This is a genomic window from Lactobacillus equicursoris DSM 19284 = JCM 14600 = CIP 110162 (assembly GCF_001434815.1).
GTDB lineage: Bacteria > Bacillota > Bacilli > Lactobacillales > Lactobacillaceae > Lactobacillus > Lactobacillus equicursoris.
Window position 1 is genome coordinate 1 of the sequence record NZ_AZDU01000018.1, and the last position, 23,950, is coordinate 23,950.

Genomic DNA, 23,950 nt, shown 5'->3' on the forward strand with positions numbered 1-23,950 from the left:
TTTTCGGGACATTATCCCAAGTTATTGACACTTAATTTGTAAATGTTTTCATCAATACGGCCGCTTATTATCGATCGAGGTGTAGACGACAACCCCGCCTCGATCGGCTCTGCCAGTGATTTTCTTGCTCTTGCCGTAATTTCTCAAGGCCTGCTGGAAGCCAAAGGCAGCGTCGCGGTCGGCTTGGGGGTCAACCCGATATTCAGCCAGCTCTCCAGAAACCAACTGATCTAAAATCTTGATGTAGTCCATAAAGTCCCTCCTGCCCAATATTTTAGCGCAATTTTTTCTTTTTTAGTAAGGAAAAAGTCTCACTTACTTTTTAAAAGAAAAAACGCTTTTTCCGAGACTTAGCACTTGATTTATTCGAGTGCTAATCCTATAATCTAACCATAGATAAGATGAAAGGCGGTATAAAAATGTTGTGTCAAAACTGCCATGAGCGGCCAGCTTCGATCCACCTCTACACCAAAGTCAATGGCGAAAACCGAGAAATCGATCTGTGCCAGCAATGCTATCAAGAACTAAGGAATCAGCAAGGTAATCAAATGAATAACGATAACTTTTTTGGCGACTTCGACGATTTATTCAATGCCTTAAATCGCGGAGGCGCCGGCAACAATAACGGCAATAATCCTAACAATCCAAACAATCCTAATAACCCTAACTACTTTGGCGGCGGGCAAGGCGGCCAAGGTGGCCAGGGCGGGCAATCCCTCTTAGCCCAATACGGCACCGACTTAACCGCCCTCGCTAAAAAGGGCAAGATTGACCCCGTTATTGGCCGGGACAAGGAAATCGCTCGCGTCATCGAAATCTTGAACCGGCGGACTAAGAACAACCCAGTCTTGATTGGGGAAGCCGGGGTTGGTAAGACTGCGGTCGTTGAAGGCTTGGCCCAAGACATCGTTGATGGCTCTGTTCCAGCCAAGCTGCAAAACAAACGCATTATCTCCTTAAATATGGTTTCCATGGTCCAAGGGACCGGGATCAGAGGACAATTTGAGCAAAGAATGCAGCAGCTGATCAAAGAACTGCAGACCCAGCCCGACATCATCCTCTTCATTGACGAAATCCACGAAATCGTAGGCGCCGGCAATTCTGAAGGCGGGATGGACGCAGGGAATATCATCAAGCCAGCCTTGGCCCGGGGCGAGCTGCAATTAGTCGGCGCGACGACCATCAAGGAATTCCGCGAAATCGAAAAGGACTCTGCCTTGGCTCGCCGCTTCCAACCAGTTGAAGTTAAAGAACCAAGCATTGACGAAACGATCAAGATCTTGAAGGGGATCCAAAAGCGCTACGAAGACTACCACCACGTTCACTACACCGATGATGCCATCGAAGCCGCCGTTAAGCTTTCAGCCCGCTACATCCAGGACCGCTTTTTGCCAGACAAGGCCATCGACCTGCTAGACGAAGCTGGCTCCAGAATGAACCTGACCATTCCATATATCGACAAGGCCAAGGTGCAAGAGAGAATCGATGCTGCTGAAAAGCTGAAGCAGGATGCCTTAAAGAACGAAGACTACGAAAAGGCAGCCTACTATCGCGACCAAATCGAAAAATACGAAAAGCTGAAGGACCAAAACGTTGATCCGGACAAGACCCCAACCATCACGGCCAAGGTCATGGACAAGATCGTCGAAGAAAAGACCAACATCCCAGTTGGCGACATCCAGGCTCAAGAAGAAAACCAATTGATCAACCTGGCTGACGACCTGAAAGCCAAGGTTATTGGTCAAGACGAAGCAGTTGAAAAAGTTGCCCGGGCTATTCGCAGAAACCGGATCGGCTTTAACAAGTCTGGCCGGCCAATCGGCTCCTTCCTCTTCGTTGGCCCAACCGGGGTCGGCAAGACCGAATTGGCTAAGCAGTTGGCCCTCAAGATGTTTGGCTCAGAAGACGCCATGATCCGCTTTGACATGTCAGAATTCATGGAACAATACTCAGTATCAAAATTGATTGGGTCTGCTCCTGGCTATGTCGGCTACGAAGAAGCTGGTCAATTAACTGAGCGCGTTCGCCACAACCCATACAGCCTGATCCTCTTGGACGAAGTGGAAAAGGCCCACCCAGACGTTTTGAACCTCTTCCTCCAAATCATGGATGATGGCCGCTTGACTGACTCGCAAGGCCGGACCGTTTCCTTCAAGGACACAATCATCATCATGACCTCAAACGCCGGTCAAGGGATCAAGACGGCGAGCGTCGGCTTTGCTGCTGAAAATAGCCACAACGAAGCTGAAGAAACCCGCAAGGTAATGAGCCAATACTTCAAGCCAGAATTTTTGAACCGGTTTGACGACATCATCCAGTTCCACCCACTCACCAAGGAAAATCTCTTGCAGATCGTTTCCTTGATGCTGGCTAAGACCAACTCTATGGTCGCTGACCAAGGCCTCCACATTGAAGTTTCAGACGCTGCTAAGGAAAAATTGGTTGATGAAGGCTACGACCCAGAAATGGGCGCTCGGCCACTTCGCCGGATCATCCAAGAAGAAATCGAAGACAAGGTGGCTGACTACAAGCTGGACCACACCGAGGCCAAGAACTTAGTAGCTGACGTCAAGGACCAAGAAATCGTGATTTCTGAAGCTGCTCCTGCCCTGCCAGTGGAACAAACCAGCACTAGTGAAAATTAGTTTTTTAGCTAAAATTTAATTTCTATCTAAATTTTAAAGAAAATAGAAAAAACAAGACTTCTTGCAAAAAGAAGCCTTGTTTTTTTACTCAATGCGTTATAATGAAATTGAGAGGAATATTAGAGACAAATAGAAAAGGGTGAAGTTTTATGCACTTAATTGATGTTACCAATAGTTACGCTGATTTGGTTCACAGCCAGTTGAACACGACCGCCGTCAACTACGTTAAAGTCTACTCTTTAGGAAATACCACTGTCGTTTACACCGAAAGTCCGATTGCCATCGGTATCGTTTTAGAAAATCACCACCGCAAGGTCCGTGAAGAAGAACTTGAATTTGTGATTAAACGCCTGATTCCTGACCGGGGCAGCTACCAATTGACGGTCGACCAGACCCGTCACGTTGTCGAAATCCACGTTGACAAGTAAGAAAACAAGTAACAACTTTATCAAGTAACGTAAAGAGCCTCATGGCTCTTTTTATTTTTGCCAAATTTTACCGGATTTTTTGGTAAATTTGCATTTCACCTATTTTTTTATAGAAAAAATCCCAAAAATTGATCTATGTCAATTTTCTGATTAGTTGGGAATTCTATAATAACTGCAAGCACTGGAAAGCGCTTAACAAGTAACGCAAACTGTCGGTTAAAAAAGGAGGAATAACGATGACAGTTTATGAAAACTACTTTTATTCTGAACACGATTTTGATAAGGAACACATGGGCTACAAGCCCCTCAGCATCCCGGAAGGCGTAGAAGCTGCTCCATTACCGGTTCCGCCAGTTTTAAAGCCAGACAAGCTTGAAGGCAACGATATCTACTACACCATTGAGGCTCAAGTCGGCGAAAGCCAAATCTTGCCAGGCAAAAAGACCACGACTTGGGGCTACAATGCACCGCTGCTCGGCCAAACCATGGTGGTCAAGACTGGCCAGCGCGTCCACGTCCATTTGAAAAACAGCCTGCCAGTTTTGACTTCCTTCCACTGGCACGGCATGGAAGTGCCAGGCCCGATCACTGACGGCGGCTGCCACGCCCCTGTTTACCCAGGCGAAGAAAAGGATATTGAGTTTACGGTCAAGCAGCCAGCTGCCTTAACCTGGCTTCACGCCCACCCATGCCCATCAACGGCCATGCAGGTCTGGATGGGCCTAGCTATGGGGGTTGTGGTTACTGACGACAACGAAGCTAGACTTCCAATTCCTAAGAACTACGGCGTTGATGAATTTCCAATCATCCTCCAGGACCGGACCTTCCACGACAACCAACTGGACTACCGGCAAGACTACGACCCAATGGGCGTCTTTGGCGAAGTGCCGCTGATCAACGGGGCTGTGAAGCCTTTTGTCGACGTCACAACTAGAAAAGTCCGCCTGCTATTTTTAGGCGGGTCTGACCGCCGGGAATGGCGCCTGCACTTTGAGCATGACCTCACCATGACCCAAATCGGCGGCGATGATTCCTTCTTGAGACACCCGATCGATGTTAAAAAGCTGCTCATCGGGCCAGGCGAAAGACAGCAAGTCATCGTTGACTTCAAGGACTTTAAGCCAGGCGACACTGTTGCCCTTTACACCGACGACTTCAAGCTGGTGGAATTCCGCATCCATGAATTTGCTCACACTGATGCAGACGATAAGGAACTGCCTTTTAACATCTTTACGCCAGAGGATCCAGACGTAAACCCAGATATGCCGGTTCGCCACGTCACCATGGACGACCACGACAAGATCAATGGCCTGCGCTTCTCCATGGAAAGAATCGACATGGAGCAAGAACTGAACTCAGTTGAATACTGGGACATCACCAACACCAACTCTTCAGCTGCCGGGATGCTTCACCCCTTCCACATCCACGGCGCCCACTTCTTGGTAGTGTCAAGAAATGGCCAAAAGCCAAACCCTAACGAAATCAACGTCTACAAGGACACGGTGGAAGTTGGGCCTGGTGAAACCGTCCGCCTCAAGGTCTACTTCCAAAACCCTGGCGTCTTCATGTACCACTGCCACATCATCGAACACGAAGATGCCGGGATGATGGCCCAAATCAAGATCGTTGATCCAAAAGACCCAGACAAGGAATACAAGCTGATGGACATGGAAACCATCACCAACGCCTTTGCTAGCGAAATGGGCGTTGAACCAGGCGAAGTCTTCATGCCAGGGATGGACGTAGAAGAAATGGACATGGGCTGCGCCTTCCATAAGGCAGAAGCAGAACAAAGCCGCCGCTTGGTTGAAGCCGTTAGCGCTGCTTCACATGGTCACCGCGGCCATGAAAGTGCTGAACACGGCCATGTTGACAGCAGTTCTGGCGCTAGCCACTAGGAGGTACCCATCATGATGAACAACAACCTCTTCTTGAAAGTTTTGTGGGTCATCCTCTATGCCCTGACTTTCTACTACACCTTTACCAACCAAATGATGATAGCCATGTACTTTATGGCCGGGACCATGTTTGCCCAGTCAATCGTTGACCTGGTCTACTACTTCATCCAAAAGAAGAATCCTAAGTCAGCTTCAGAAATGAACTGCTAGACTTGCAACTTAAAATCAAACTCTACCAATGTTTAAACATTAAGACATAAATTATCATCACAATATGTGATCGATATCAAAAAAGATCTCAGCTAAGTAGCTGAGATCTTTTTCTTGCTTGTATTTTTTGAATTATTCCATATTCGCTTTTACAGCTTTTCCGTCAAAGTCACGTCTGGGTACTTGTCATGGAACCAGCGTTCAGCAAAGGCATTTTCAAAGAGGAAGAGTGGGTTGCCAAACCGGTCCTTAACCAAGAGGTTCCGGCTGGAAGACATCTTCGGATCTAGATCCTCTGGCTTGATCCAGCGGGCTACCCGGTGACCGATCGAGGTCATTTCAACTTCAGAATTGTATTCGTTCTTCATCCGGTACTGGAAGACTTCAAACTGCAATTGCCCAACCGCACCCAAGATGTAGTCGTCGGTTTGGTAGTTGCGGTAAAGCTGCACGGCACCTTCTTGCACCAGCTGGTTCATCCCCTTATGGAAGGACTTTTGCTTCATGACGTTCTTTGGAGAAACCCGCATGAAGAGTTCTGGGGTAAATTCTGGCAGGGCTGGGAATTCCAGCTTGCGCTTGCCGGCGTAGATGCTGTCGCCAATTTGGAAGTTGCCCGTGTCGTAGAGCCCGACGATGTCGCCGGCAACGGCTTCAGAAACTTGGACTCTAGAACTGGATTCAAATTCAACGGCATTGTTCAAACGGACTGGCTTACCAGTTCTGGCCAAGGTAACGTCAAGCCCTCTGCTAAATTCCCCGCTGCAGACCCGGACAAAGGCAATCCGGTCCCGGTGCTGGGGGTTCATGTTAGCCTGGATCTTGAAGACAAAGCCAGAGAATTCGTCATCATCTGGTGCCAGGTCTTCATCCCCGTTAACGGTGTGATCGCTTGGTGCCGGCGCTAAGTCAACGAAGCTCTTCAAGAAGGTTTCGACCCCAAAGTTGGTCAAGGCTGAGCCAAAGAAGACTGGGGTTTGTTCACCGGCTAAAACGGCTTCCTTGTCAAATTCCGCCCCGGCCCCTTCTAGCAGCTCGATTTCGCCCAAGGTGTCTTGGTATTGCGGGTCTTGGGCCATTGGGTTGTCTTCTGGCACCTTACCATCTACCAGGGGAATAAACTTGTCCTCCCCTTCTTCTGGGTGGTAGAGCTCGATTCGCTGGTTGGCAATGTCGTAAAGGCCTCTCATGGTTTGCCCCATGCCGATTGGCCAGTTCATGGCCACGCCTTCGATGCCCAAGACATCTTCCAGTTCCGCAACTAAGTCAAGGGGTTCCCGGCCATCCCGGTCCAGCTTGTTCATGAAGGTGAAGACTGGAATCCCTCTTTGGCGGACAACCTTGAAGAGCTTCTTGGTCTGCGGTTCGATACCGCGGGCCGAGTCGATGACCATGACGGCGGCGTCAACGGCCATCAAGGTCCGGTAGGTGTCTTCTGAGAAGTCCTGGTGACCTGGGGTGTCCAAGATGTTGATCCGCTTGCCTTCATATTCAAATTGCATCACGGATGAAGTAACTGAGATACCACGCTTTTTTTCGATTTCCATCCAGTCACTAGTGGCGTAGTTGCCAGTCTTCCGGGCCTTAACCGTCCCGGCGCTCCGGATAACCCCACCGAGGAGCAAAAGTTGTTCCGTAATCGTCGTCTTACCGGCGTCGGGGTGGGAAATAATCGCAAAAGTTCTTCTCGTCTTTACCTTATCAGCTAATTCTTTGTTCATTATTCTTCCGTTTCTTCCTCGCTTGTTTCTTCAGGCAATGTCAAGAGGATCGTTAACAGTCTTGACCCCCGCATCCTTCTAGTTGACAAAACCATGCCGTTGTCTAGCGGCACCTCTAAGTGCTCGCCCCGGCTCGGGATCACGCCTAACTTGGTGATCATGTAGCCCGCCACCGTGTCGACGTCTTCCATTTCGATGTCCGTGCCAAAGCGCTCATTAAAGTCATCTAGCGGCATCTTGCCGTAGATCACGAATTCCCGGTCAGTTAACTGCCGCACCAAAACCTCGGCCTTGTCGACCTCATCATCGATGTCGCCGACGATTTCTTCGATCAGGTCTTCGATGGTGGCTAGCCCCGTCACCCCGCCGTATTCGTCGGTCAAGATGGCGATCTGCTGCTGGCTGGTCTGCATCTGCACCAGCAAGTCGTCCAGCTCAATGGTTTCTGGGGCAAACAGTGGCGCAGAAATCAGGCGATCATAGGTCAGGTGATCAAAGCCCACCCGTCTAGCCTCTCTCAAGATAGTCCGAATGTGGATGACGCCAACGATCTTGTCCTTGTCTTGCTTATAAACCGGAATCCGGGAATAAGGCTGGCGCAGGATGTCGTCCAGGTTTTCGCTCAGATCGTCTTCAATGTCGATCATGAAGGCGTCGGTTCTAGGCACCATGACTTCCCGGGCCACCTTGTCGTGAAAGGCCATGCTGCCCTCAATCATGGAGTATTCCGTATCCGTTAAATATTTGTCCGCATGGAGACGGTCAATTTCGGCTTGGAGTTCTTCCTTGCCGCCTTCAGTGTTATTAGCAAAATGGCTCCGCAATTTGTCAAATAAGTTGCCTGTCGCAGGGTCGCTGGTCATTGTCGTTAACTCTCTTTCGTGAAATCTAAATAAATTTATTATAGCATAAGGCCGCCCCATTTATGATAAAATACCCCATAGAAAGAGGTGTTTTCCCATGAAAATGAGACGGATCATGCTAGTCTTCGTCTTCCTGCTCTTAATTCCCTACATCTGCAGCCTGGCTATTATCGGGATTGGCTATAACGCCTTAGTCCTGCACTCCAGCGATCCCTTCAGAACGCTCGTCGGGGCTTTGACCGGCGCCATCATCATGCTGGCCATCAAGGCCACGGTCCAGCGGCCCCTTAATTTGTTAGCCGGCGACATTTATGACAGCTTTTTGCAGCAGCTTTTGCGCTTTTTCAGCATCAGAAGACGGCCAGTCTTAGAAATCGCCAACTTCTTCTTGGACCTGGTGCTCTGCACCCTGGCGACGATCTTCATCCGCTGGCTCTTGCCTCTTGACTGGATCGTCGGCACGTCAACAGGCTTTGTGCTCCTCATCATGTTCATCTCGACTTGCCTTGGAGCCTACATCGAATACGACAATTTGTCTATTGATGCCGAACTGAAGAAAGAGCAGCAATAGCTTTTTCGATTAAGATTGAAAAAATTATCAATACAATCTACCAACTGACCTAGAGGTAAAGACTCTTGGTCAGTTTTTTGCTGCCTAAGTCAAGCTGGCGCAGGATGTAAGGATTAGGACTGTCAGCTAAGCCTGCTTGGAACTTGGCGCCTAAGTCTCCGGCTTCATCCAAAAACTTCGGCAATTCAAAATTGAGGGGCAGGTCAAAGTAAGCCGCATTAGTTTGTTCTTCTGCTTCAAACACGCGGGCGCTTGGCAGGCGGAACTTAAGCAGGCCGCTTGGCTGGTCGACGTCTTGGTCAGTCACCACTCCGTACCAGTACATGAAGTCTTCTGGCCCAAAGACGATCAAGGAGGCTCTTTGGTCAGTTAACCCCTGCTCTGCCAAAAAGTCCTGGAAGACTTGGTCGTTTTCCAGTTCCTGGTTGGACCCAGCAAAGCTGGCGTTAGCGTCCATCAGGCTGTCTGGGTAAGCCTTGCCAATAAAGGTTAATTCTGCGATTTCTTTTTCCATCGTGATCTTCTTTCTGTTTTTTCTAGTTATTATCAAATCAATATTCTTCCAGCTCTTCTAACGGCACGATTTCGCCATTTAAAAAAGCCGTGATTTCATCGCCGCTAAAGCCGTGGCTATAGAGATACTGCCGCATCTTCTGCCGGCGGGTGGCCTCGTCATAGCGTCTAAAGCGTTTATAAGCCTTGATCCCTTGCTTGGCCAGGGCCTCTTGCTGGGCATCTTGGCTAGCCAGGTCAAAGTCTTGGACAATGGCTTCTGCCAGGTCGCTAGTAAAGCCGTGGCTGACCAGCTTGACCTTCATCTTGGTGACGACTTCCCGGTTAGCGATCTTGCCCTGCTGGTTCATGAGGGACTTGACCAGTCTTTTGCCCACTTCCAGCCAGGCCTCTTGGTCGACTTCGCTAATGGCTTCATCGATAATGACGGGGTCAACGCCCTTTTTCGCCAGGTCCCGGCTGACGCCCTTAGGGCCAGAATTGCCCACTTGCAGGTTATTTTTGACAAAAAGCTGCGCGTAAACCCGGTCGTCCAGGTAGCCCAGGTCCTTTAATTCCTTGGTCGCTTTTTGAGCGGCAGCCGGCGCAACCTCGCGCTTGATTAGGTAATCTGTAATTTCTTTTTCCGTCCGGGGCTGGTAGGACAGATACTTGGCTGCCAGGTCCCGGGCCTGGGCGCTGGCTTCAAAGGCCTCAATTTCTGCTCTTAAGGCGTCATCCACTTCTTTACCCTTAAAGAGGGCAAATTCAGCCAGGGTTCTTTCACCAACTGAAAAGGCATATGCCTGGTCCAAAAAAATATTGTACCGCCCTGGCCGCTTTTGTGCACTAACTTTAGTGATAATTGGCATCCTTTTCTCCTTACTTTCGTTTTTCTTTTGATCATCAATCGTATTTCGATTTCTTTTTATCTATCCAGTCCCCCTTTATCTTAGCAAATTGCCAACTTCCTTGCGAAAATCTTGCTATTTTTCCCAAAAGGTCGGTATAATATGATGTCAACATTATTAGCTAGCATTTTTGGCTAGAGTTTATTGTAGAAAGAATTATCATGCAAAAAAAGACCAACTTTAGAAAGCCTCAGGGCTCTAAAAACTTTAAGCGGCCTAATCGGGGCAAGCAACAAAGACCTAACAAGCGCTTTGACGACGGCGACAAGCACGTCATCATCACCATCAAGCGCTTGGGCATCAACGGTGAAGGGATCGGCTACTACAAGCGCAAGATCATCTTCATCCCAGGCGCCTTGCCAGGCGAAGTGGTTGTGGCCAAGATCGTGACCGACCACCCGCAATACTTAGAAGGTGAACTGGTCCGGGTGAAAGAAGCTAGCCTTCAAAGAGTACCTTTCCCTAAAGGCGTTGACCCCAGAATTGGCGGGCTGGAACTGGCTCACCTGAGTTATGAAGGCCAGCTGGAATTTAAGCGCGACAATGTTTTGTCAGCCTTAGAAAAGTACCACCCACGGGGCTACAAGAACTACAAGGTGAAAAAGACTATCCCAGCGCCAAGTGAATGGCACTACCGCAACAAGGCTTCTTACCAGATCGAAAAGGAAAACCACAAGGTTTCCTTGGGCCTTTACGCCCCAAATTCTCACGAATTGATCGACCTGCCAGAGATGCCAACCCAAAATGAGGACACCCAAAAGGTCGAACGGGCCATCCGCGACCTGATCATCCGCCTGCACGTGCCCGTTGCTAACCGCCGGCGCAAGTTCGACGGGGTCAAGACCGTGGTTGTCCGCCAGTCTGAAGCCACTAAGGAAATCCAGGTAACCCTGATCACGGTTGGCCACAAGCTGGAAAACCTGCTCAAGCTGGCGGATGCCATTTTTGAACTGGACCATGTCGTTTCCGTCTTCCAAAACGAAACTGACTGGCAGAACCCACAAGTCTGGGGCAACAAGACCACTAAGCTTTTGGGCAAAAAGCAGATCACCGAAGAAATCATGGGCAAGAAGTTTGGCTTGAGTCCTCGTGCCTTCTTCCAGCTGAATCCAGTCCAAACGGCGACCCTGTATTCAGAAGCCTTGAAGCTTTTGACCTTAACGCCAGACATGACCCTGATCGATGCCTATGCCGGCGTCGGCACCTTGGGGATCTTGGCCGCCGACCAAGTCAAGCAGGTCATCGGGATCGAAAGCATCCCAGAAGCCGTGGTTGATGCCCAAAACAACGTCTCCCTCAACCACCTGAATAACGCCAGCTACCTGCAAGGCAGCGTTGAACGCGTCTTGCCGCAGCTGAAAAATGACGGCGTTAAGATCGATGCCCTGATCGTAGACCCGCCAAGAACCGGTTTGGCCAAGTCCTTGATCAAGACCCTGTTAGACGTAAAGCCAGAAAGCTTCGTCTACATCTCCTGCAATCCATCCACTTTGGCTCAGGACTTAGTGCTCTTAACTGAAGCCTACGACGTCCGCGTCATCGAAAACGTCGACATGCTGCCGCAAACGCCGCGTTGCGAGTGCATTGCCAAGTTGACTTTACGCAAGTAGCTTTTTGTGAAAATTCTAATCCATTAGAAAAGGCGAGAAGATCAAATCTTCTCGCCTTTAAGCTGCGCCTTTGGCAGCCTTCCAAGTGGATGAGGTAGCTCATCAAATTAATAGTCACGATATTCAATTTTAAGAATAGCCAAGGACTAGGCCCGATAGATGTTTATTAACAAAAGCCTGTTTGAGTTTTACGTGCTAGCGTATGAACTACTTAAAACGGCCCGCCGCTTGGCTCAGAACCTCAAGCCTTTTACGGTCTCAGTAAGAGAGACAGCGAATAATAATTACAATCTGGAGATAAAAACTTCTGTTCAGTTGTTTTCTACCTCTTCCACAATTTCTAGTATAGCACCACCTGGAAACGCTTGCAAGCGCTTATTTGACGTATTTGGCTAAAAATTTACGGACGGTTTTGCTATAAAGCTGATGATTCTTCTCGATCGACTTGGCGTGGACGGCGCCTTTGACGATCAAGAGCTGCTTAGGCCCATTCGTAGCTCGGTAATTTTTATACACCATGGAGGTTGGGACAAAGGTATCCTTGCTGCCGTGGATGAAGAGCATGGGCTTGGTGTTTTTCTTTAATTGGCTCCTACTAGAGGCCTCGCCTAAAAAGTAGCCAGCTTTTAACTTGGTGATCCCGCTCAAGATTTCCACCAGCGGAAAACGCGGGAAGGCCGGCATATTGTAGAGGACCTTGGCTTCATGCTCAATTTCGTTTTTGGCACTGGTATAGCCGCAGTCCTCGATAAAGGCCTTGACCTGGCTCGGCAGTTTCAGCCCCGCCGTCATCATGGTCGTGGCCCCGCCCATGGACACGCCGAAGATCACGATCTGGCTGCTCTTGCCATTTTTCCTTACAACCTGCTGGGCACACTTTTTCACGTCAGCCTTTTCCAGCCAGCCATAGCCCACGTACTTGCCCTGGCTTTGTCCGTGCCCTTCGGCATCAGGCAAAAGGACATTGTAGCCTAAAGAGTGAAACAGCTGGGCGTAGGCCCCCATGTTTTCCTTGTTGGACATGTAGCCGTGCAGGATAATGACGGTCTTTTTGGTCTTTTTGGCTGGAAGATAATTGGCAACCAGGCGATAATTATTCTTAGCAGAGGTCTCAGTCCAGGTCTGCTTCTTAACCCTCTTGTACCACATCTTTTCCTTGTAGAGAGGATCGGACTTCTTGATGGCAACGGTCCCGTTTGACACGAAGGACTTTTGCCCCGGCACGATGGCCATGTTGAAAAAGTAGCAGCCCGCCCCTATAAAGACGAGAACTAAGAAGACCGCGATTCCCGTGACCCACTTGATGACCCGCTTTTTATTGAACTTTTTTCCTGAATTATTTCCTTTAGCCAAGAGCTTTCTCCTTTACGAAATTTAACTTGCATAGTTTAGCACAGGAAAAAGCTATTGAATTCTATACGCGTATAGGAAATAAAAGAATCTTTAGAAAATCTTAACTTTTTAAATATAAAAACTCAAAAAAGAAAGGAGACCACCATGCAGCTGACTGACTTCATGCAGCTTTTAACCAACCTGGACGACAGAAACGCCCTCTTTTTAGCCGCTGGCGACCAAGAAATTCCCCTCAGCAAGGTGACCCTAGCGCGGGAATCCTGCCAACTGACAACCGGCCACAAGCCCCTCACCCTGGGCCATTTAAAAAGGCTCCTAGGAAGGGGCAGCCAGGACATCCCTCTCCGCTTTTTAGCAGACGGCCAAGAAGTCCCGATCTACGGGGTCCAGATCCAGGCGGCCAAGGGGCGGCTTTTGTGTAAATAGAAAAACTCCGAATCAGTGATTCGGAGTTTTTTAATTAGCTAGAATTACTTCTTAGGAGCAGCCTTCTTGCCTTCAGCTTCCAGCTTCTTGCCAAGTTCAATGATGTACTTGCGCAGTTCATCCTTGGTTTCTGGGTGTTCCAAGCCGTATTGGATGGACGTTTCCATGTAGCCTTCCTTGTTGCCGACGTCAAAGCGCTCACCCTTGAATTCATGGGCGAAGACGCGCTGAGTCTTGTTCAAGGCGTCGATGGCGTCAGTCAGTTGGATTTCGCCGCCAGCACCTGGCTTTTGCTTGTCCAGCATGTCAAAAATTTCTGGCGTCAACAGGTAGCGGCCGATGATGGCCAGGTCTGATGGAGCCTTGTCAATGTCTGGCTTTTCTACGAAGGTGTTAACGTTGTACAGGTCTGGTGCAGTTTCCCCAGCTGGGTCAATGACACCATACTTGTTAACTTCTTCGTGAGGCACCTTCATAACTGCGATGGTTGAAGCGTGGGTTTCATCGTAGCAGTCGATCAATTGCTTGGTCAAAGGCACCTTGTCCTTCATCAAGTCATCGCCCAGCATAACTACGAATGGCTCGCCGGCGATAAAGCTCTTAGCCCGGTTAACGGCATCCCCAAGACCTGCTGGGTGTGGTTGACGGGTGAAGTACAGGTTAACCTTCATGTTGGAAACCGTGGTTTCGCGAACTAACTTGAGAAGCGCATCCTTGTGCTTTTCGGTCAAGTTGTCTTCCAATTCTGGGTTTGAGTCGAAGTGGTCTTCGATTGACCGCTTGCTCCGGCCAGTGATGATCAAAATGTCTTCAATGCCGGAAGCCATGGCTTCTTCAACGATGAATTGAATGGTTGGCTTGTCGACGATTGGCAGCATTTCCTTAGGCATAGCCTTGGTTGCTGGCAAAAATCTCGTCCCCAAGCCAGCAGCTGGGATAATCGCTTTTCTTACTTTCATTGATTTACATCCTCTTTTCTTAATTTCGGCAAAAATGAAAGCCTTATACAATGCATTTGTATAATAACATATTCTAAGTCCCTATTCTAGACTTTTTTCTTTATGGCAAAAATTTGCCATTGCGCTTTTTAGCCAGATATTCGGCCAAAGGCCCGCTAGAATAGGTTGTCTTGCCATACCTGAGCTGGTCGATCGTGACGTTGACAGCGGTTCCTACCAAGAGCAAAATCGCCAAGAGGTTTAACCAAAGCATAAAAATGATAAAAGTCCCAACGATTCCATAATTTTCCCAAGTGACCGGGAAATTTTTTAAATAGAAGGAAAACAGGTAGGATAAGGCTTCCCAGCCGGCCACCGTCGTAATCGTCCCCGGCAAGATTGCCTTTTTAAAGCGGACATTGGGCACGATCCAGTTAAGATACATCACGCTGATCAACATTAAGACCAATAAAACCAGCCAGCGGTAGCTGAAGAGCTGGTCGATCCAGGCCGTTGAAAATTTCAAAAAGGGTCTGACCATGTTCAAGAGATCCTGCCCAAACATCAAGACCAGGGCCAAGGCGATAAACATGGTCACCATCAAGGCGCTGAAGACCACGGTCAGGGTCCGGTTCCAGATAAAGTGCCAAAAGCCCAGTTTTAGCTCCGTATTGTGCACCCCGTAAAGGCGGTTCATGGCGACGCGGATGGCATTGACCATGCTGGACATGGACCAAACCGCCACGATCACACCGAAGGAAATGTAGCCAGTCGATTGGGACTTAAGCAGGGTTTCGACGATAGGGATCACGTAGTGGGTCACGTCGCTTGGCAGCATCAAGGTCAGGTACTCGGCAATCGGGGCCGTGTCAATCTTAAACAGCGGCAAGACATTCCCGATAATAATGATGATTGGAAAAATTGAAAACAGGATGTAGTAGGCAATGACGATGGAGCTTTGAAAAATTTCCCCCTGTGAAATGACGGCTGACAGGGTTTTAAAGAACTCGGCTACGTGCCTTTGTCCTTTTTCAATTTTTCCCCTCATTTACTTAGTCATCCATTTCGTCAAAGTGTGGGATGTACTTCTCTAGACCATCGTATGGTTCTTGCAAGGTGAAGATTTTTGGACCGTCCTTGGTGATGGCAAAGGTGTGTTCAAATTGGGCGGACTTAGAGCCATCTGGCGTTGCGTAGAAGACCCAGTCGTCGTTTGGATCGTCAACGGTCTTTTGCAAAATGTGCCAATCGCCCCCTGCTTCGACCATTGGTTCAACCGTGATGGTCATGCCTTCTCTTAAGCGCAGGCCGTGTCCCGCCTTGCCCCAGTGAGGCACTTCTGGGTCTTCGTGGATGGATGGCTGGATGCCGTGGCCGATCAGTTCCCGAACGTCGCCGTAGCCTTCTTCATCTTCAACATAGTGCTGAATAGCAGCGCCGATGTCGCCGATCCGGTTGCCCAAAACGGCTTGGTCGATCCCCAGGTACATGGCCTTCTTGGTTACGTCCATCAAGTGCTGGTCTTCTTCAGAAATCTTGCCAACGCCATAAGTGGTGCAGGAGTCTGATTCATAGCCGTTCAAGTTGCAGGTCACGTCAACCTTAACCAGGTCGCCTTCTTTTAAGAAGACGTTCTTGCGAGGGATGTTGTGGGCAATTTCATCGTTAACGGAAATGCAGGTGCCGTACTTGTAGCCTTCAAAGCCTTGTTCTGACAGACGACCGCCCCGGCTAGAAACAAATTCTTGGCAAAATTCTTCAATGTCCCAGGTGGAGATGCCTGGCTTAATCACGTCGCGCAAGCCTTCAAACATGGTGGCCAATAAGTGACCTGAAGCTTGCATACCTTTTAATTCACGAACTGATTTAATGGTAATCAATTTAATTTTTTCCTTTCGTAATGAATTTTACTTACTTACCAATTATAACCGTTTTTCCCTAAATCCTAAAGACGCGAGCGCAATTGATTCGCCAAGTTTCGGGAAATCGTGTATAATGTTCTAGTAAATTTTTTTAGGGGAGAACATTCATGAGAGCGAAAATCGTTTTTGCCAGCATGACCGGCAATGATGAAGATATGGCTGAAATCCTGGAAGAGGACTTGCTAGATGCCGGCTTGGACGTTGATACGTCTGACGTCAGCTTTACCGACGCTAGCGACTACTTAGACAGCGACCTCTGCGTTTTGGTAACCTACACCTACGGGGAAGGCGCCATGACCGATGAGCTGGTCGACTTTTATGAGCAGCTCAAGCAGCTGGACTTAAGCGGCAAGTACTTTGCCGTGATGGGGTCTGGGGACAAGACTTACAAGGAACACTACTGCGAAAACGTCTTCGACTTTGAGAAGGCCTTCCTGGCTTGCGGAGCCAAGGAACTAATCGCTCCTTTGACGGTTGAAAATGCCCCAACTGATGAAGATATCGATCGCATTGACCAAGCTGCTGAGGAACTAGCAAACAAATTAAATGGATAATTCTACGAAAAGAAGACGAGCGCTGGGCCGGAAGATTTTTAAAAGACACAGAAACCTCTGGGTCTACATGTTCTTCGGCTTCGTTGCCGCTTTAATCAATACCGTGGTCTTCATGTTCATGCATGACGTCTTGCACACGGTTTTGGTCATCGATAACACGGTGGCCTTTATCATCTCGAACCTGGCCTCCTTCTGGTTCAACCACAAGGCCGTGTTCACCAGCAATGTCGACCATGACCACAATATCTGGCAAAAGCTAGCCAGCTTTTTTACCTACCGGATCATCAGCTTGATCCCCGACACCCTGATCATGTGGGTCGGGCTGTCGCTACTGCACTGGGATGCCTTGATTGTCAAGATTATCGACCAGGTGCTGGTTGGGATCTTTAACTATCTGACGACCAAGTCAGTCTTTGAAAAACAGGAGCGCAGCATAATGAAGCGCGTACATGACCGGCTAAAGAAAAACACCGAATCGAAATGATTCGGTGTTTTTTAGTTGGGTGCGGCAGCGCGGGTATGCAACCCTTTTTTGCACAAAAATGAGTCAACTGATGTTGTAGCTGCTCATAAACTTACTCAACCGGTACCAGTCCGCGCACAAAAACTATGTCAACTAACGAAATGGCTGCTCACAAAGTTACTCAAGTAAGAAAAAAGCCGCACACGATCTTACTCAACTCGCCCCGACCTGCTGCCAGTTGAGTAAATTTTGGGCCACAGTTTTGCTTACTTGAGTATGATTGTGTGCGCACTTTTTCCAAAAAGGCGTGTAGTTGAGTAAATTTTGTGTCATATCCTTGTTTACTTGAGTCAATCTGTGTGCATCCCGCCCCCAAGTTGACTCAACCGGACTCGTTTTTGACGTTTTTCGCCCCCAAGTTGACTCAACCGGACTCGTTTTTGACGTTTTTCGCCCCCAAGTTGACTCAACCAGACCCATTTTTCCAATTTTTCGCCCCCAACTTGACTCAACCGGGCTCGTTTTTATCGTTTTTTGCCCCCAAGTTGACTCAACCGAGCTCGCTTTTACCGTTTTTCGCCCCCAACTTGACTCAACCGGACTCACTTTTACCGTTTTTTGCCCCCGATTTGACTCAACCGGGCTCGGTTTTGTCGTTTTTCGCCCCCAAGTTGACTCAACCAGACTTGGTTGACATACTTTGGGGGCAATTTTTGACAAAAATCCAATCGGTTGACATACTTTGGGGGCAGATATCACTGACCAGTCGTGTAGACAAGTGCTTGGACACGAATTTATCTCGTATGAACCAGGTTTCGGCCCAAAATAGTGTCAACTGGGCAACGCGCCACCGCCCCACACCCAAAAAGGATCCCCCGACACAATGTCGGGGGATCCCACTACCTAACTTACTTAAAATCTGCCGGCTTCTCGCCCTGCTTGCCGCTAAAATACCAGGCGATGTCGTCTAAAATCCGCTGGCTGGCATGCCCGTCGCCGTATGGGTTCTTGGCCTCGGCCATCCGGTCATAGGCGGCCTGGTCAGTCAAAAGTTCCAGCATGCTGGAGCGAACGGACTCTTCCTCCGTCCCCACCAGCTTCAAGGTGCCGGCCGCCACCCCTTCTGGCCGCTCGGTCGTATCGCGCAAGACCAAAACCGGCTTGCCTAGAGACGGCGCCTCTTCCTGCACGCCGCCAGAGTCAGTCATGATGAAGTAGCTTCTTTTGGCCAAATTGTGGAAATCCACCACGTCCAGCGGCTGAATCAGGTGAATCCGCGGATCGCCGCCCAGGACCTCCTTGGCCACTGCCTGCACGCGCGGGGACAAGTGAACCGGATAGATGATTTCCACGTTATCTTGCTGGTCGACGACGTCCTTCATCACCTTAAAGACGCGCCGCATCGGCTCGCCTTGGTTCTCCCGCCGGTGCATGGTGACCAAGATGATCCGCTTGCCGGCGCCGATCTTGTCCAAAACCTCGTGGTGGTAGTCCTCTTGCACCGTTTGGCTCAAAGCATCAATGGCGGTATTGCCGGTGACAAAAATATTCTCGCCATCATGGTTTTCCTTGAGCAAGTTTTCCCGGCTCACCGCCGTTGGCGCAAAGTAAAGATCAGTCAAGACGTCGGTCAACTGCCGGTTCATCTCTTCAGGGAAGGGCGAATACTTATTCCAAGTCCGCAGGCCAGCTTCCACGTGGCCCAGCGGCGTTTGCTCATAAAAACTGGCTAGGCTAGCTGCAAATGAAGTAGTCGTGTCGCCGTGCACCAGGACCAGGTCCGGCTTTTCCTCATGGATGATCTTGGTCAAGTCAGTCAACACCCGGGTCGTGATGTCGGCCAGGGTCTGGTTTTGGTGCATGATGTTTAAGTCGTAGTCCGGCTGAATGTTAAAAATCTCCAGCACCTGGTCCAGCATCTCCCGGTGCTGGGCGGTAACGACAGTGACCGGCTCGAAGCGGTCGTCTTTTTCCAGCTTCAAAACCAGGGGCGCCATCTTGATGGCTTCTGGTCTCGTGCCAAAAACGGTCATAACTTTAATCTTGTTCATTTGTAGGTCTCCTTAGCAAGTTGCGAAAATTGCTAACTTTACTTTATCAAAAATCTGCAGATTAGCCTAATTTTTATTAAAATATAGGTCAGAATCGAGGTAAACAATGTCAATCAACATCATCCCCCTAATGGTGGACAGCCTGCTGATGATCATCGCTGGCTTCTCCCTGGTTTACGCCTTTGACAAGGCCTTAAGCAAAAAAGTCCACATAATCTTACTAGTCACCGCCATCACCCTAATTCTAGTCATCCTCTACTTGACCGGCTTCTTCCTGGCGGACCCAGCACGATTGCTCCATTAAAAAAGCGCCTCTCGGCGCTTTTTCTTTTGCTAAAATTAAGCCTTTTGTCTCTTGAGTTCCAGTTTCCGCAGCCAAGGCAGTAAGAAACCAGTCCCGAAGAGGACAATAACCGTAATGATGTTCATCCATAGCTGCTTGTCCCATTGCGGCGTGTTGAAAGCCACGTCTTGCGGCAAGAAGCCCATGGTCGCGCAGATAAAGGTGAAGATGAAACACCACCAACCAACGGCCAAGGCACCCTTTTGGTTTCTGATAAAGACGAAGTCGTCCTTGCCAAAAGTACTGTGCTTGTAGCGGAAGGCCAAGAAGGCTAAGAAGACAACGGAAGTCTTGTATGGTGACACGATCCCGTTCAAGTTCAAGAGCCAGTTGAAGATGTCATTAATTTCCGGCAAGGTCCCTGACAAAAGCAGCAAGAACAAGGTGATGGAGCAAGTCAAAATGTAGCTGTTGACTGGCAGGCCATCCTTATTCTTCTTTCTGAGCCAGCTTGGCATGTACTTTTCAGAGGTATCTGAGGCAAAGACCCGGCTGGCCGCGTCAATCAAGGCCGCCAAGTCAGCCATGAAGTTCAAAAGGCAGACAATTGCGTACATGTACATGAGGCTCTTGCCCATGTTAGCTTCTTCCCCCAAAAGCTGGAAGGCGTAGAAAGCCCCATTCATCTTAAAGTCGTGCGGGATGTGCTTAGCATCAAAGAGGACTGCCAGACCCAGAGTTTCAGTCAAGGTCATAAAGACCGTCATGGCGAATAGCATCCACATGGACTTGGGGAATTCCTTGCGGGGGTTCTTCAGCCGGGTAACATAAGGTGCGGCCAATTCCGCCCCGGACATGGCAAAGATTAAAAGGCCAGTCGTGGAGAAGTAGTGGACACTGAAGTTTGGCTTAAAGCTGGACCATTCCATCTTGGTGGCGATGTGCCCGCCATGCATAAGGGCCCAGATGATCAGGATCACGAAGATTACAGACATGGCGAACATGGCAATCCCCCCGATCAAGGACAGAAGGTCCAGGGAGTTTTTATATGCACTTTCGCATAAGATAAAGATCAAAATAATTACAAAGGTCAAAAGGCCGAACATGAAGGGAGACATGTGCTTACCTAAAGTGTTGTTGCCCAGGATCATCCAGGAAATGGAGACGATGATTGAGTTGGACACGTCAACCAGGTAGGGCACGGTCTGGGCCCAGTACATCCAGCTGGTTGCGTAACCTAAGACGTCGCTGCCGGTCCCGCGGCGAATCCAGGAAGCCAGGCCCCCTTCTTCAGTGTCCTTGTAGGCCAGGCCCAGCTGGGTAGTGATCATGGTATATGGCAGTTGGTAGCAGATCAAAAGGAAGATCCAGGAAAAAATAACGGATAATCCCTGATTCTGGTATGGGTAGAACACATCCTCAAAACGGATGATGGTCACAAAGTCGAGCATGGCCAGGGTCATCCAGGCCATGTAGTGTTTTTTGCTAGTATCTTCGATCATTAAAAAATTTACTCCTTATGCTTAACTGACAAATTTGGTCAGCCACAGGCACGGGGGCTTATTTTTCCGCTTCAAGAACCAGTAAGTGCTTAAATTCACGCTTTCACTTCCTTCTTTGCCAAAAATTAAGAAAACTATAAATTTAATTTTATTACCCTGCGTGAAAAAATGCTAGAACTTTTTCAAGCAATTTTAGTAACCGCTTCCGCTAGTTGTGTTAATTATCAAAACTTGTATAATAAGAATCATCAAGCCTGAGAAAGGAAACCAATATGCATTACTTATCAATTGCTGCTAAAAAGGAACTTTTTCCTTACCTGCCGGCTGCTTGGCCTAAGGTCGAATTATCAGAGAAAATTGACCCAGCTGACCTAGCTGCTGTCATCGTTGACCCCAACGACTCCCGGTCAAAAGGCCTCTACCAAACCTTTAAAGACGCCCTCCAGCTCGATTTGCCCTTAGTTGAATACAGGGGGCAAAGTCAAAAAGAAATCGCAGATGCTGCTAGCCGCTATGAAACAGCAATCGTTCCCCCATTCCTCCTTGGCCTGGTCAACTATGCTGACCAAGACGACCTAGTCTTTGATACGCCTGGCCACCACAACGGCCGCTTTTACGACCGCCACCCGGCCGGCAAGGTTCTGCGGAACTTTTTCGGCGACAACTACTTTAGAGCCGACACCTCTGACTGCGTAACTGAACTCGGCGACATGATGAACCATACGGGATCACCACTTGACGCTGAGCAACAGGCTGCTAAAGCCTTCAACGCCGACAAGGTCTACTTCTGCACCAACGGGACAACCAGCGCCAACACCATCTGTACCACTGCCCTTTTGGACGAAGGCGATCTGGTCCTTTTTGACCGCAACAACCACAAGTCCATCTACAACTCCGCCCTGGTCATGACCGGTGCCAAACCCGTTTACCTGCCAACTGACCGCAACGCCGACGGCTTAATCGGACCCTTAACGGCAAAGGCCTTAGATGAAAACTACATCAGAGCTGAAATCGCCAAGGTCGATCCCGAAAAAGCCAAGCTCGACCGGCCCTTCCGCTTGGCCGTCTTGCAGCTGGAAACCTTCGACGGGATTTTTTATGACGCCAAGCTTCTTTTAGAAAAATTGGGCAAGCTCTGCGACTACATCCTCTTTGACTGCGCCTGGGGCGGCTACGAGCAGTTTGTCGACGTCCTGCGGCCCCTGTCCCCCCTCCAGCAGACCTACAGGCCAGATGATCCTGGCATCTTGATCACCCAGTCCGTCCACAAGCAGCAAGCCGGTGTAGGCCAGGCTTCCCAAATTTTGAAAAAGGACAGCCACCTCAAGGGGCAAAAGCGCTACGTTGACCACAAGCACTTTAACCACGCCTACATGAAGTACGTAACGACGTCATATTCTTACCCGGTTTACGCTTCGATGGTGGCTAACGCCGCCATGGCGGCTTCTCCTGCCGTGAACACTTGGTGGGACGAAACGGTCAAGCTGGGCATCGAGTTTAGAAAAAAGCTTATTAAAAACAGCAAGCTCTTTAAGCCGCTGGTTCCGCCAACTGTTCACGGACAAAAGTGGGCTGACATCCCAACTGAGGAATTAGCCCACGACCCAGCTGCCTGGATGCTGGACCCAAGTGATGCCTGGCACGGCTTTAACCAGATCGCCAAAGGTGAGATCATGCTCAGCCCCGTCAAGGTAACCTTGATGACGCCGGGGATCGACCTGGCAAGCAGCACTTTCAACGAAGAAGGCTTGCCAGGCACGGTGGTTGAACGGTATCTCCACGAAAAGCACATCATCCCTGAAAAGTCAGACAGCTACTCCACCCTGTATCTGCTCACGCCAGGTGAAAGCGAAGTCGACATGAACGGGCTCTTTAACGCCTTGATGGACTTTGAAGAAGCTTACCTGGCTAAAAAGCCGCTTAAGGATATCATGCCAGAACTAGTTCAGGAATTCCCAGACCGGTATGAGGGCTACACCCTCTACCAGCTCTGCCAGGAAATCCACCAGTTCTACCGAGACGGAAAGATTTTTGACCTGCAAAAGGCCCTCTTCTTGAAGCCGACTTTCCAAAATTACCAGATGACGCCAAAAGAAGCCGACCGCCGCTTCGTCAAGGGCGATTCCGAATTGGTAGAGCTCAAAGACCTGGTTGGCCGCACTGCCTTAGAAGGGGCCCTGCCTTACCCACCAGGCGTCTTCATCGTGGCTCCTGGAGAAAAGTGGCAGCAGCTCGACGCTGACTACTTTGACCTGCTCTTGACCTGTGCCCAGAAATTTCCAGGCTTTGACCCGGAAATCCAGGGCGTCTACCAAAAAGACGGCGTCGTTTATGCCGAAGTGATTCCGGAATAAGCTGACAGCAGAACAAAAAATATAAAAGACCAAGTATCTCAGTTAAGAGTTACTTGGTCTTTTGCTTCTTTCGGTACTTTCTTGAGTTGTTGCTGCCTGAAAAAAGCTCAGAATGAGCACCAGCCCTTACAGCAATTAAAGTTAAATTTTGATTGTCTACAGTATAGATAACTACAACGTCATTGAGTTCACTAGGCTGCTTACCTTTAGGCGTATCCCGTAAATGAAATTCACGATACCCTTCGTACTTTCGGGTCAAAGCATGGTCATTAAATTCCTTGGGAAGTTCCTGGCCATCGAGCAAGATTTCAATTGCTTCACGAATTTCAGAGACTATCGTCCGATCGATCCTCGCTAAGCGCCTTAGGTCGTAGTCAAAAGTTTGACGAGGTTTAAAAAACAAGCACGCCATTAGTTAAAACTGCCCCCAATAGTCATCGTTTGATTCGACGATTTTGTCATCTGGCAACAAACCGCTTCGAACCATTTTATCATTTGCGATTGCGTAATCTAGGGACTCTTTTCTGGCCTTGATTGCTTTCTCCATCCAATACAGCTGCTCTTGATCCACAACAGCTACAGATCTGCGGTTAGAACGAGCGATATAGACAATTTCGTTATCTTCATTAACTTGATCAAGGTAATCCTTTAAATGTTCTCTAAAGTCGCTTTGAGTAGCGGCATGTGTCATGAAAATCACCAATCCTTTCTGTACTTAATATTGTACAACATTTCGTACCAGATTAACACTATTC

Annotated in this window: 24 protein-coding genes; 11 read left to right on the forward strand and 13 right to left on the reverse strand. The window is 49.0% G+C overall.

What is annotated here, in order from left to right; translation table 11 throughout:
* Nucleotides 1-51: 51 nt before the first annotated feature.
* A complete protein-coding gene (locus FC20_RS04690) occupies nt 52-252 on the reverse strand; it encodes a hypothetical protein (RefSeq protein ID WP_008463757.1) in 201 nt (66 codons plus the stop codon).
* A gap of 167 nt (nt 253-419) precedes the next feature.
* On the opposite strand from FC20_RS04690, the gene FC20_RS04695 reads away from it, so the two are divergent.
* The 4 genes from FC20_RS04695 to FC20_RS04710 all read left to right on the forward strand — a co-directional run bounded on the left by FC20_RS04695 (nt 420) and on the right by FC20_RS04710 (nt 5,181).
* The gene (locus FC20_RS04695) at nt 420-2,645 is read left to right on the forward strand and encodes an ATP-dependent Clp protease ATP-binding subunit (RefSeq protein ID WP_008463758.1); all 2,226 of its coding nucleotides are present in this window, start codon (nt 420-422) and stop codon (nt 2,643-2,645) included.
* A gap of 149 nt (nt 2,646-2,794) precedes the next feature.
* On the forward strand, nt 2,795-3,073 hold the full coding sequence (locus FC20_RS04700; protein ID WP_008463759.1) for a DUF1827 family protein: 279 nt from the start codon (nt 2,795-2,797) through the stop codon (nt 3,071-3,073).
* 236 nt (nt 3,074-3,309) lie between these two features.
* On the forward strand, nt 3,310-4,971 hold the full coding sequence (locus tag FC20_RS04705) for a multicopper oxidase family protein (RefSeq protein ID WP_056945327.1): 1,662 nt from the start codon (nt 3,310-3,312) through the stop codon (nt 4,969-4,971).
* Nucleotides 4,972-4,983: 12 nt separating this feature from the next.
* Nucleotides 4,984-5,181, forward strand: a complete 198-nt coding sequence (locus tag FC20_RS04710) for a hypothetical protein (RefSeq protein WP_008462686.1) — start codon at nt 4,984-4,986, stop codon at nt 5,179-5,181.
* A gap of 149 nt (nt 5,182-5,330) precedes the next feature.
* Here FC20_RS04710 and FC20_RS04715 read toward each other — a convergent pair whose 3' ends face one another.
* Together FC20_RS04715 and FC20_RS04720 are read right to left on the reverse strand one after the other, a co-directional pair.
* Nucleotides 5,331-6,902, reverse strand: coding sequence for a peptide chain release factor 3 (locus FC20_RS04715; RefSeq protein ID WP_008462687.1), 1,572 nt, complete (start codon nt 6,900-6,902; stop codon nt 5,331-5,333).
* Nucleotides 6,902-7,765 carry a hemolysin family protein gene (locus FC20_RS04720; protein ID WP_008462689.1) on the reverse strand — a complete coding sequence of 288 codons (864 nt, stop codon included), beginning with the start codon at nt 7,763-7,765 and terminating at the stop codon, nt 6,902-6,904. The genes FC20_RS04715 and FC20_RS04720 overlap by 1 nt, the downstream gene beginning before the upstream one ends.
* Before the next feature lie 97 nt (nt 7,766-7,862).
* Here FC20_RS04720 and FC20_RS04725 point away from each other — a divergent pair, with 97 nt between their 5' ends.
* Nucleotides 7,863-8,336, forward strand: a complete 474-nt coding sequence (locus FC20_RS04725; protein ID WP_008462692.1) for a hypothetical protein — start codon at nt 7,863-7,865, stop codon at nt 8,334-8,336.
* A 49-nt stretch (nt 8,337-8,385) separates the two neighbouring features.
* Here FC20_RS04725 and FC20_RS04730 read toward each other — a convergent pair whose 3' ends face one another.
* A complete protein-coding gene (locus FC20_RS04730; RefSeq protein ID WP_008462694.1) occupies nt 8,386-8,850 on the reverse strand; it encodes a hypothetical protein in 465 nt (154 codons plus the stop codon).
* Nucleotides 8,851-8,887: 37 nt separating this feature from the next.
* The gene (recX, locus tag FC20_RS04735) at nt 8,888-9,700 is read right to left on the reverse strand and encodes a recombination regulator RecX (protein WP_008462695.1); all 813 of its coding nucleotides are present in this window, start codon (nt 9,698-9,700) and stop codon (nt 8,888-8,890) included.
* A gap of 200 nt (nt 9,701-9,900) precedes the next feature.
* On the opposite strand from recX, the gene rlmD reads away from it, so the two are divergent.
* Nucleotides 9,901-11,349 (forward strand): 23S rRNA (uracil(1939)-C(5))-methyltransferase RlmD, encoded by a 1,449-nt coding sequence (rlmD, locus tag FC20_RS04740; protein ID WP_008462696.1) that lies wholly within the window; start codon nt 9,901-9,903, stop codon nt 11,347-11,349.
* Nucleotides 11,350-11,724: 375 nt separating this feature from the next.
* Here the strand turns inward: rlmD and FC20_RS04745 are convergent, their stop codons facing one another.
* Nucleotides 11,725-12,702, reverse strand: a complete 978-nt coding sequence (locus tag FC20_RS04745) for an alpha/beta hydrolase (protein ID WP_008462698.1) — start codon at nt 12,700-12,702, stop codon at nt 11,725-11,727.
* A gap of 144 nt (nt 12,703-12,846) precedes the next feature.
* Between FC20_RS04745 and FC20_RS04750 the strand changes: the two genes are divergently transcribed.
* A complete protein-coding gene (locus tag FC20_RS04750) occupies nt 12,847-13,128 on the forward strand; it encodes a hypothetical protein (RefSeq protein ID WP_008462708.1) in 282 nt (93 codons plus the stop codon).
* A gap of 44 nt (nt 13,129-13,172) precedes the next feature.
* Here FC20_RS04750 and galU read toward each other — a convergent pair whose 3' ends face one another.
* From galU to map, 3 genes are all read right to left on the reverse strand, one after another.
* On the reverse strand, nt 13,173-14,087 hold the full coding sequence (gene galU, locus FC20_RS04755) for a UTP--glucose-1-phosphate uridylyltransferase GalU (protein ID WP_008462709.1): 915 nt from the start codon (nt 14,085-14,087) through the stop codon (nt 13,173-13,175).
* Between the two features lie 100 nt (nt 14,088-14,187).
* A complete protein-coding gene (locus FC20_RS04760; protein ID WP_008462710.1) occupies nt 14,188-15,114 on the reverse strand; it encodes a YihY/virulence factor BrkB family protein in 927 nt (308 codons plus the stop codon).
* A 4-nt stretch (nt 15,115-15,118) separates the two neighbouring features.
* Nucleotides 15,119-15,946, reverse strand: coding sequence for a type I methionyl aminopeptidase (map, locus tag FC20_RS04765; protein ID WP_008462712.1), 828 nt, complete (start codon nt 15,944-15,946; stop codon nt 15,119-15,121).
* A gap of 149 nt (nt 15,947-16,095) precedes the next feature.
* On the opposite strand from map, the gene FC20_RS04770 reads away from it, so the two are divergent.
* Both FC20_RS04770 and FC20_RS04775 read left to right on the forward strand, forming a co-directional pair.
* Nucleotides 16,096-16,542 (forward strand): flavodoxin, encoded by a 447-nt coding sequence (locus FC20_RS04770; RefSeq protein ID WP_008462713.1) that lies wholly within the window; start codon nt 16,096-16,098, stop codon nt 16,540-16,542.
* Nucleotides 16,535-17,026, forward strand: coding sequence for a GtrA family protein (locus FC20_RS04775; protein ID WP_008462715.1), 492 nt, complete (start codon nt 16,535-16,537; stop codon nt 17,024-17,026). The genes FC20_RS04770 and FC20_RS04775 overlap by 8 nt, the downstream gene beginning before the upstream one ends.
* A gap of 887 nt (nt 17,027-17,913) precedes the next feature.
* On the opposite strand, the gene wecB is transcribed toward FC20_RS04775, so the two are convergent.
* Nucleotides 17,914-19,056, reverse strand: coding sequence for a non-hydrolyzing UDP-N-acetylglucosamine 2-epimerase (wecB, locus tag FC20_RS04780; protein ID WP_054668090.1), 1,143 nt, complete (start codon nt 19,054-19,056; stop codon nt 17,914-17,916).
* A 106-nt stretch (nt 19,057-19,162) separates the two neighbouring features.
* On the opposite strand from wecB, the gene FC20_RS04785 reads away from it, so the two are divergent.
* Complete coding sequence (locus tag FC20_RS04785; protein ID WP_008463767.1) at nt 19,163-19,360, forward strand: hypothetical protein; 198 nt, start codon at nt 19,163-19,165, stop codon at nt 19,358-19,360.
* A 35-nt stretch (nt 19,361-19,395) separates the two neighbouring features.
* Here the strand turns inward: FC20_RS04785 and FC20_RS04790 are convergent, their stop codons facing one another.
* Nucleotides 19,396-20,841 (reverse strand): APC family permease, encoded by a 1,446-nt coding sequence (locus FC20_RS04790; protein WP_008463768.1) that lies wholly within the window; start codon nt 20,839-20,841, stop codon nt 19,396-19,398.
* Between the two features lie 272 nt (nt 20,842-21,113).
* Between FC20_RS04790 and FC20_RS04795 the strand changes: the two genes are divergently transcribed.
* Nucleotides 21,114-23,195 (forward strand): putative ornithine decarboxylase, encoded by a 2,082-nt coding sequence (locus FC20_RS04795; protein ID WP_056945328.1) that lies wholly within the window; start codon nt 21,114-21,116, stop codon nt 23,193-23,195.
* 49 nt (nt 23,196-23,244) lie between these two features.
* Here the strand turns inward: FC20_RS04795 and FC20_RS04800 are convergent, their stop codons facing one another.
* Both FC20_RS04800 and FC20_RS04805 read right to left on the reverse strand, forming a co-directional pair.
* Nucleotides 23,245-23,607: a type II toxin-antitoxin system YafQ family toxin gene (locus FC20_RS04800; RefSeq protein ID WP_008463775.1), complete on the reverse strand. Its 363-nt coding sequence runs from the start codon at nt 23,605-23,607 to the stop codon at nt 23,245-23,247.
* Between the two features lie 3 nt (nt 23,608-23,610).
* Nucleotides 23,611-23,886: a type II toxin-antitoxin system Phd/YefM family antitoxin gene (locus tag FC20_RS04805; protein WP_008463778.1), complete on the reverse strand. Its 276-nt coding sequence runs from the start codon at nt 23,884-23,886 to the stop codon at nt 23,611-23,613.
* Nucleotides 23,887-23,950 lie beyond the last annotated feature (64 nt).

Excerpts from the sequence above, each read along its gene's own strand:
- FC20_RS04750 (WP_008462708.1), top strand. The coding sequence starts at position 12,847 with ATGCAGCTGACTGACTTCATGCAGCTTTTAACCAACCTGGACGACAGA.
- FC20_RS04730 (WP_008462694.1), bottom strand. The coding sequence starts at position 8,850 with ATGGAAAAAGAAATCGCAGAATTAACCTTTATTGGCAAGGCTTACCCA.
- FC20_RS04800 (WP_008463775.1), bottom strand. The coding sequence starts at position 23,607 with ATGGCGTGCTTGTTTTTTAAACCTCGTCAAACTTTTGACTACGACCTA.
- rlmD (WP_008462696.1), top strand. The coding sequence starts at position 9,901 with ATGCAAAAAAAGACCAACTTTAGAAAGCCTCAGGGCTCTAAAAACTTT.
- wecB (WP_054668090.1), bottom strand. The coding sequence starts at position 19,056 with ATGAACAAGATTAAAGTTATGACCGTTTTTGGCACGAGACCAGAAGCC.
- FC20_RS04785 (WP_008463767.1), top strand. The coding sequence starts at position 19,163 with ATGTCAATCAACATCATCCCCCTAATGGTGGACAGCCTGCTGATGATC.
- FC20_RS04770 (WP_008462713.1), top strand. The coding sequence starts at position 16,096 with ATGAGAGCGAAAATCGTTTTTGCCAGCATGACCGGCAATGATGAAGAT.
- FC20_RS04805 (WP_008463778.1), bottom strand. The coding sequence starts at position 23,886 with ATGACACATGCCGCTACTCAAAGCGACTTTAGAGAACATTTAAAGGAT.
- FC20_RS04690 (WP_008463757.1), bottom strand. The coding sequence starts at position 252 with ATGGACTACATCAAGATTTTAGATCAGTTGGTTTCTGGAGAGCTGGCT.
- FC20_RS04710 (WP_008462686.1), top strand. The coding sequence starts at position 4,984 with ATGATGAACAACAACCTCTTCTTGAAAGTTTTGTGGGTCATCCTCTAT.
- FC20_RS04695 (WP_008463758.1), top strand. The coding sequence starts at position 420 with ATGTTGTGTCAAAACTGCCATGAGCGGCCAGCTTCGATCCACCTCTAC.
- FC20_RS04795 (WP_056945328.1), top strand. The coding sequence starts at position 21,114 with ATGCATTACTTATCAATTGCTGCTAAAAAGGAACTTTTTCCTTACCTG.
- FC20_RS04790 (WP_008463768.1), bottom strand. The coding sequence starts at position 20,841 with ATGATCGAAGATACTAGCAAAAAACACTACATGGCCTGGATGACCCTG.
- FC20_RS04705 (WP_056945327.1), top strand. The coding sequence starts at position 3,310 with ATGACAGTTTATGAAAACTACTTTTATTCTGAACACGATTTTGATAAG.
- FC20_RS04700 (WP_008463759.1), top strand. The coding sequence starts at position 2,795 with ATGCACTTAATTGATGTTACCAATAGTTACGCTGATTTGGTTCACAGC.
- FC20_RS04760 (WP_008462710.1), bottom strand. The coding sequence starts at position 15,114 with ATGAGGGGAAAAATTGAAAAAGGACAAAGGCACGTAGCCGAGTTCTTT.
- FC20_RS04720 (WP_008462689.1), bottom strand. The coding sequence starts at position 7,765 with ATGACCAGCGACCCTGCGACAGGCAACTTATTTGACAAATTGCGGAGC.
- recX (WP_008462695.1), bottom strand. The coding sequence starts at position 9,700 with ATGCCAATTATCACTAAAGTTAGTGCACAAAAGCGGCCAGGGCGGTAC.
- galU (WP_008462709.1), bottom strand. The coding sequence starts at position 14,087 with ATGAAAGTAAGAAAAGCGATTATCCCAGCTGCTGGCTTGGGGACGAGA.
- FC20_RS04725 (WP_008462692.1), top strand. The coding sequence starts at position 7,863 with ATGAAAATGAGACGGATCATGCTAGTCTTCGTCTTCCTGCTCTTAATT.
- FC20_RS04715 (WP_008462687.1), bottom strand. The coding sequence starts at position 6,902 with ATGAACAAAGAATTAGCTGATAAGGTAAAGACGAGAAGAACTTTTGCG.
- FC20_RS04775 (WP_008462715.1), top strand. The coding sequence starts at position 16,535 with ATGGATAATTCTACGAAAAGAAGACGAGCGCTGGGCCGGAAGATTTTT.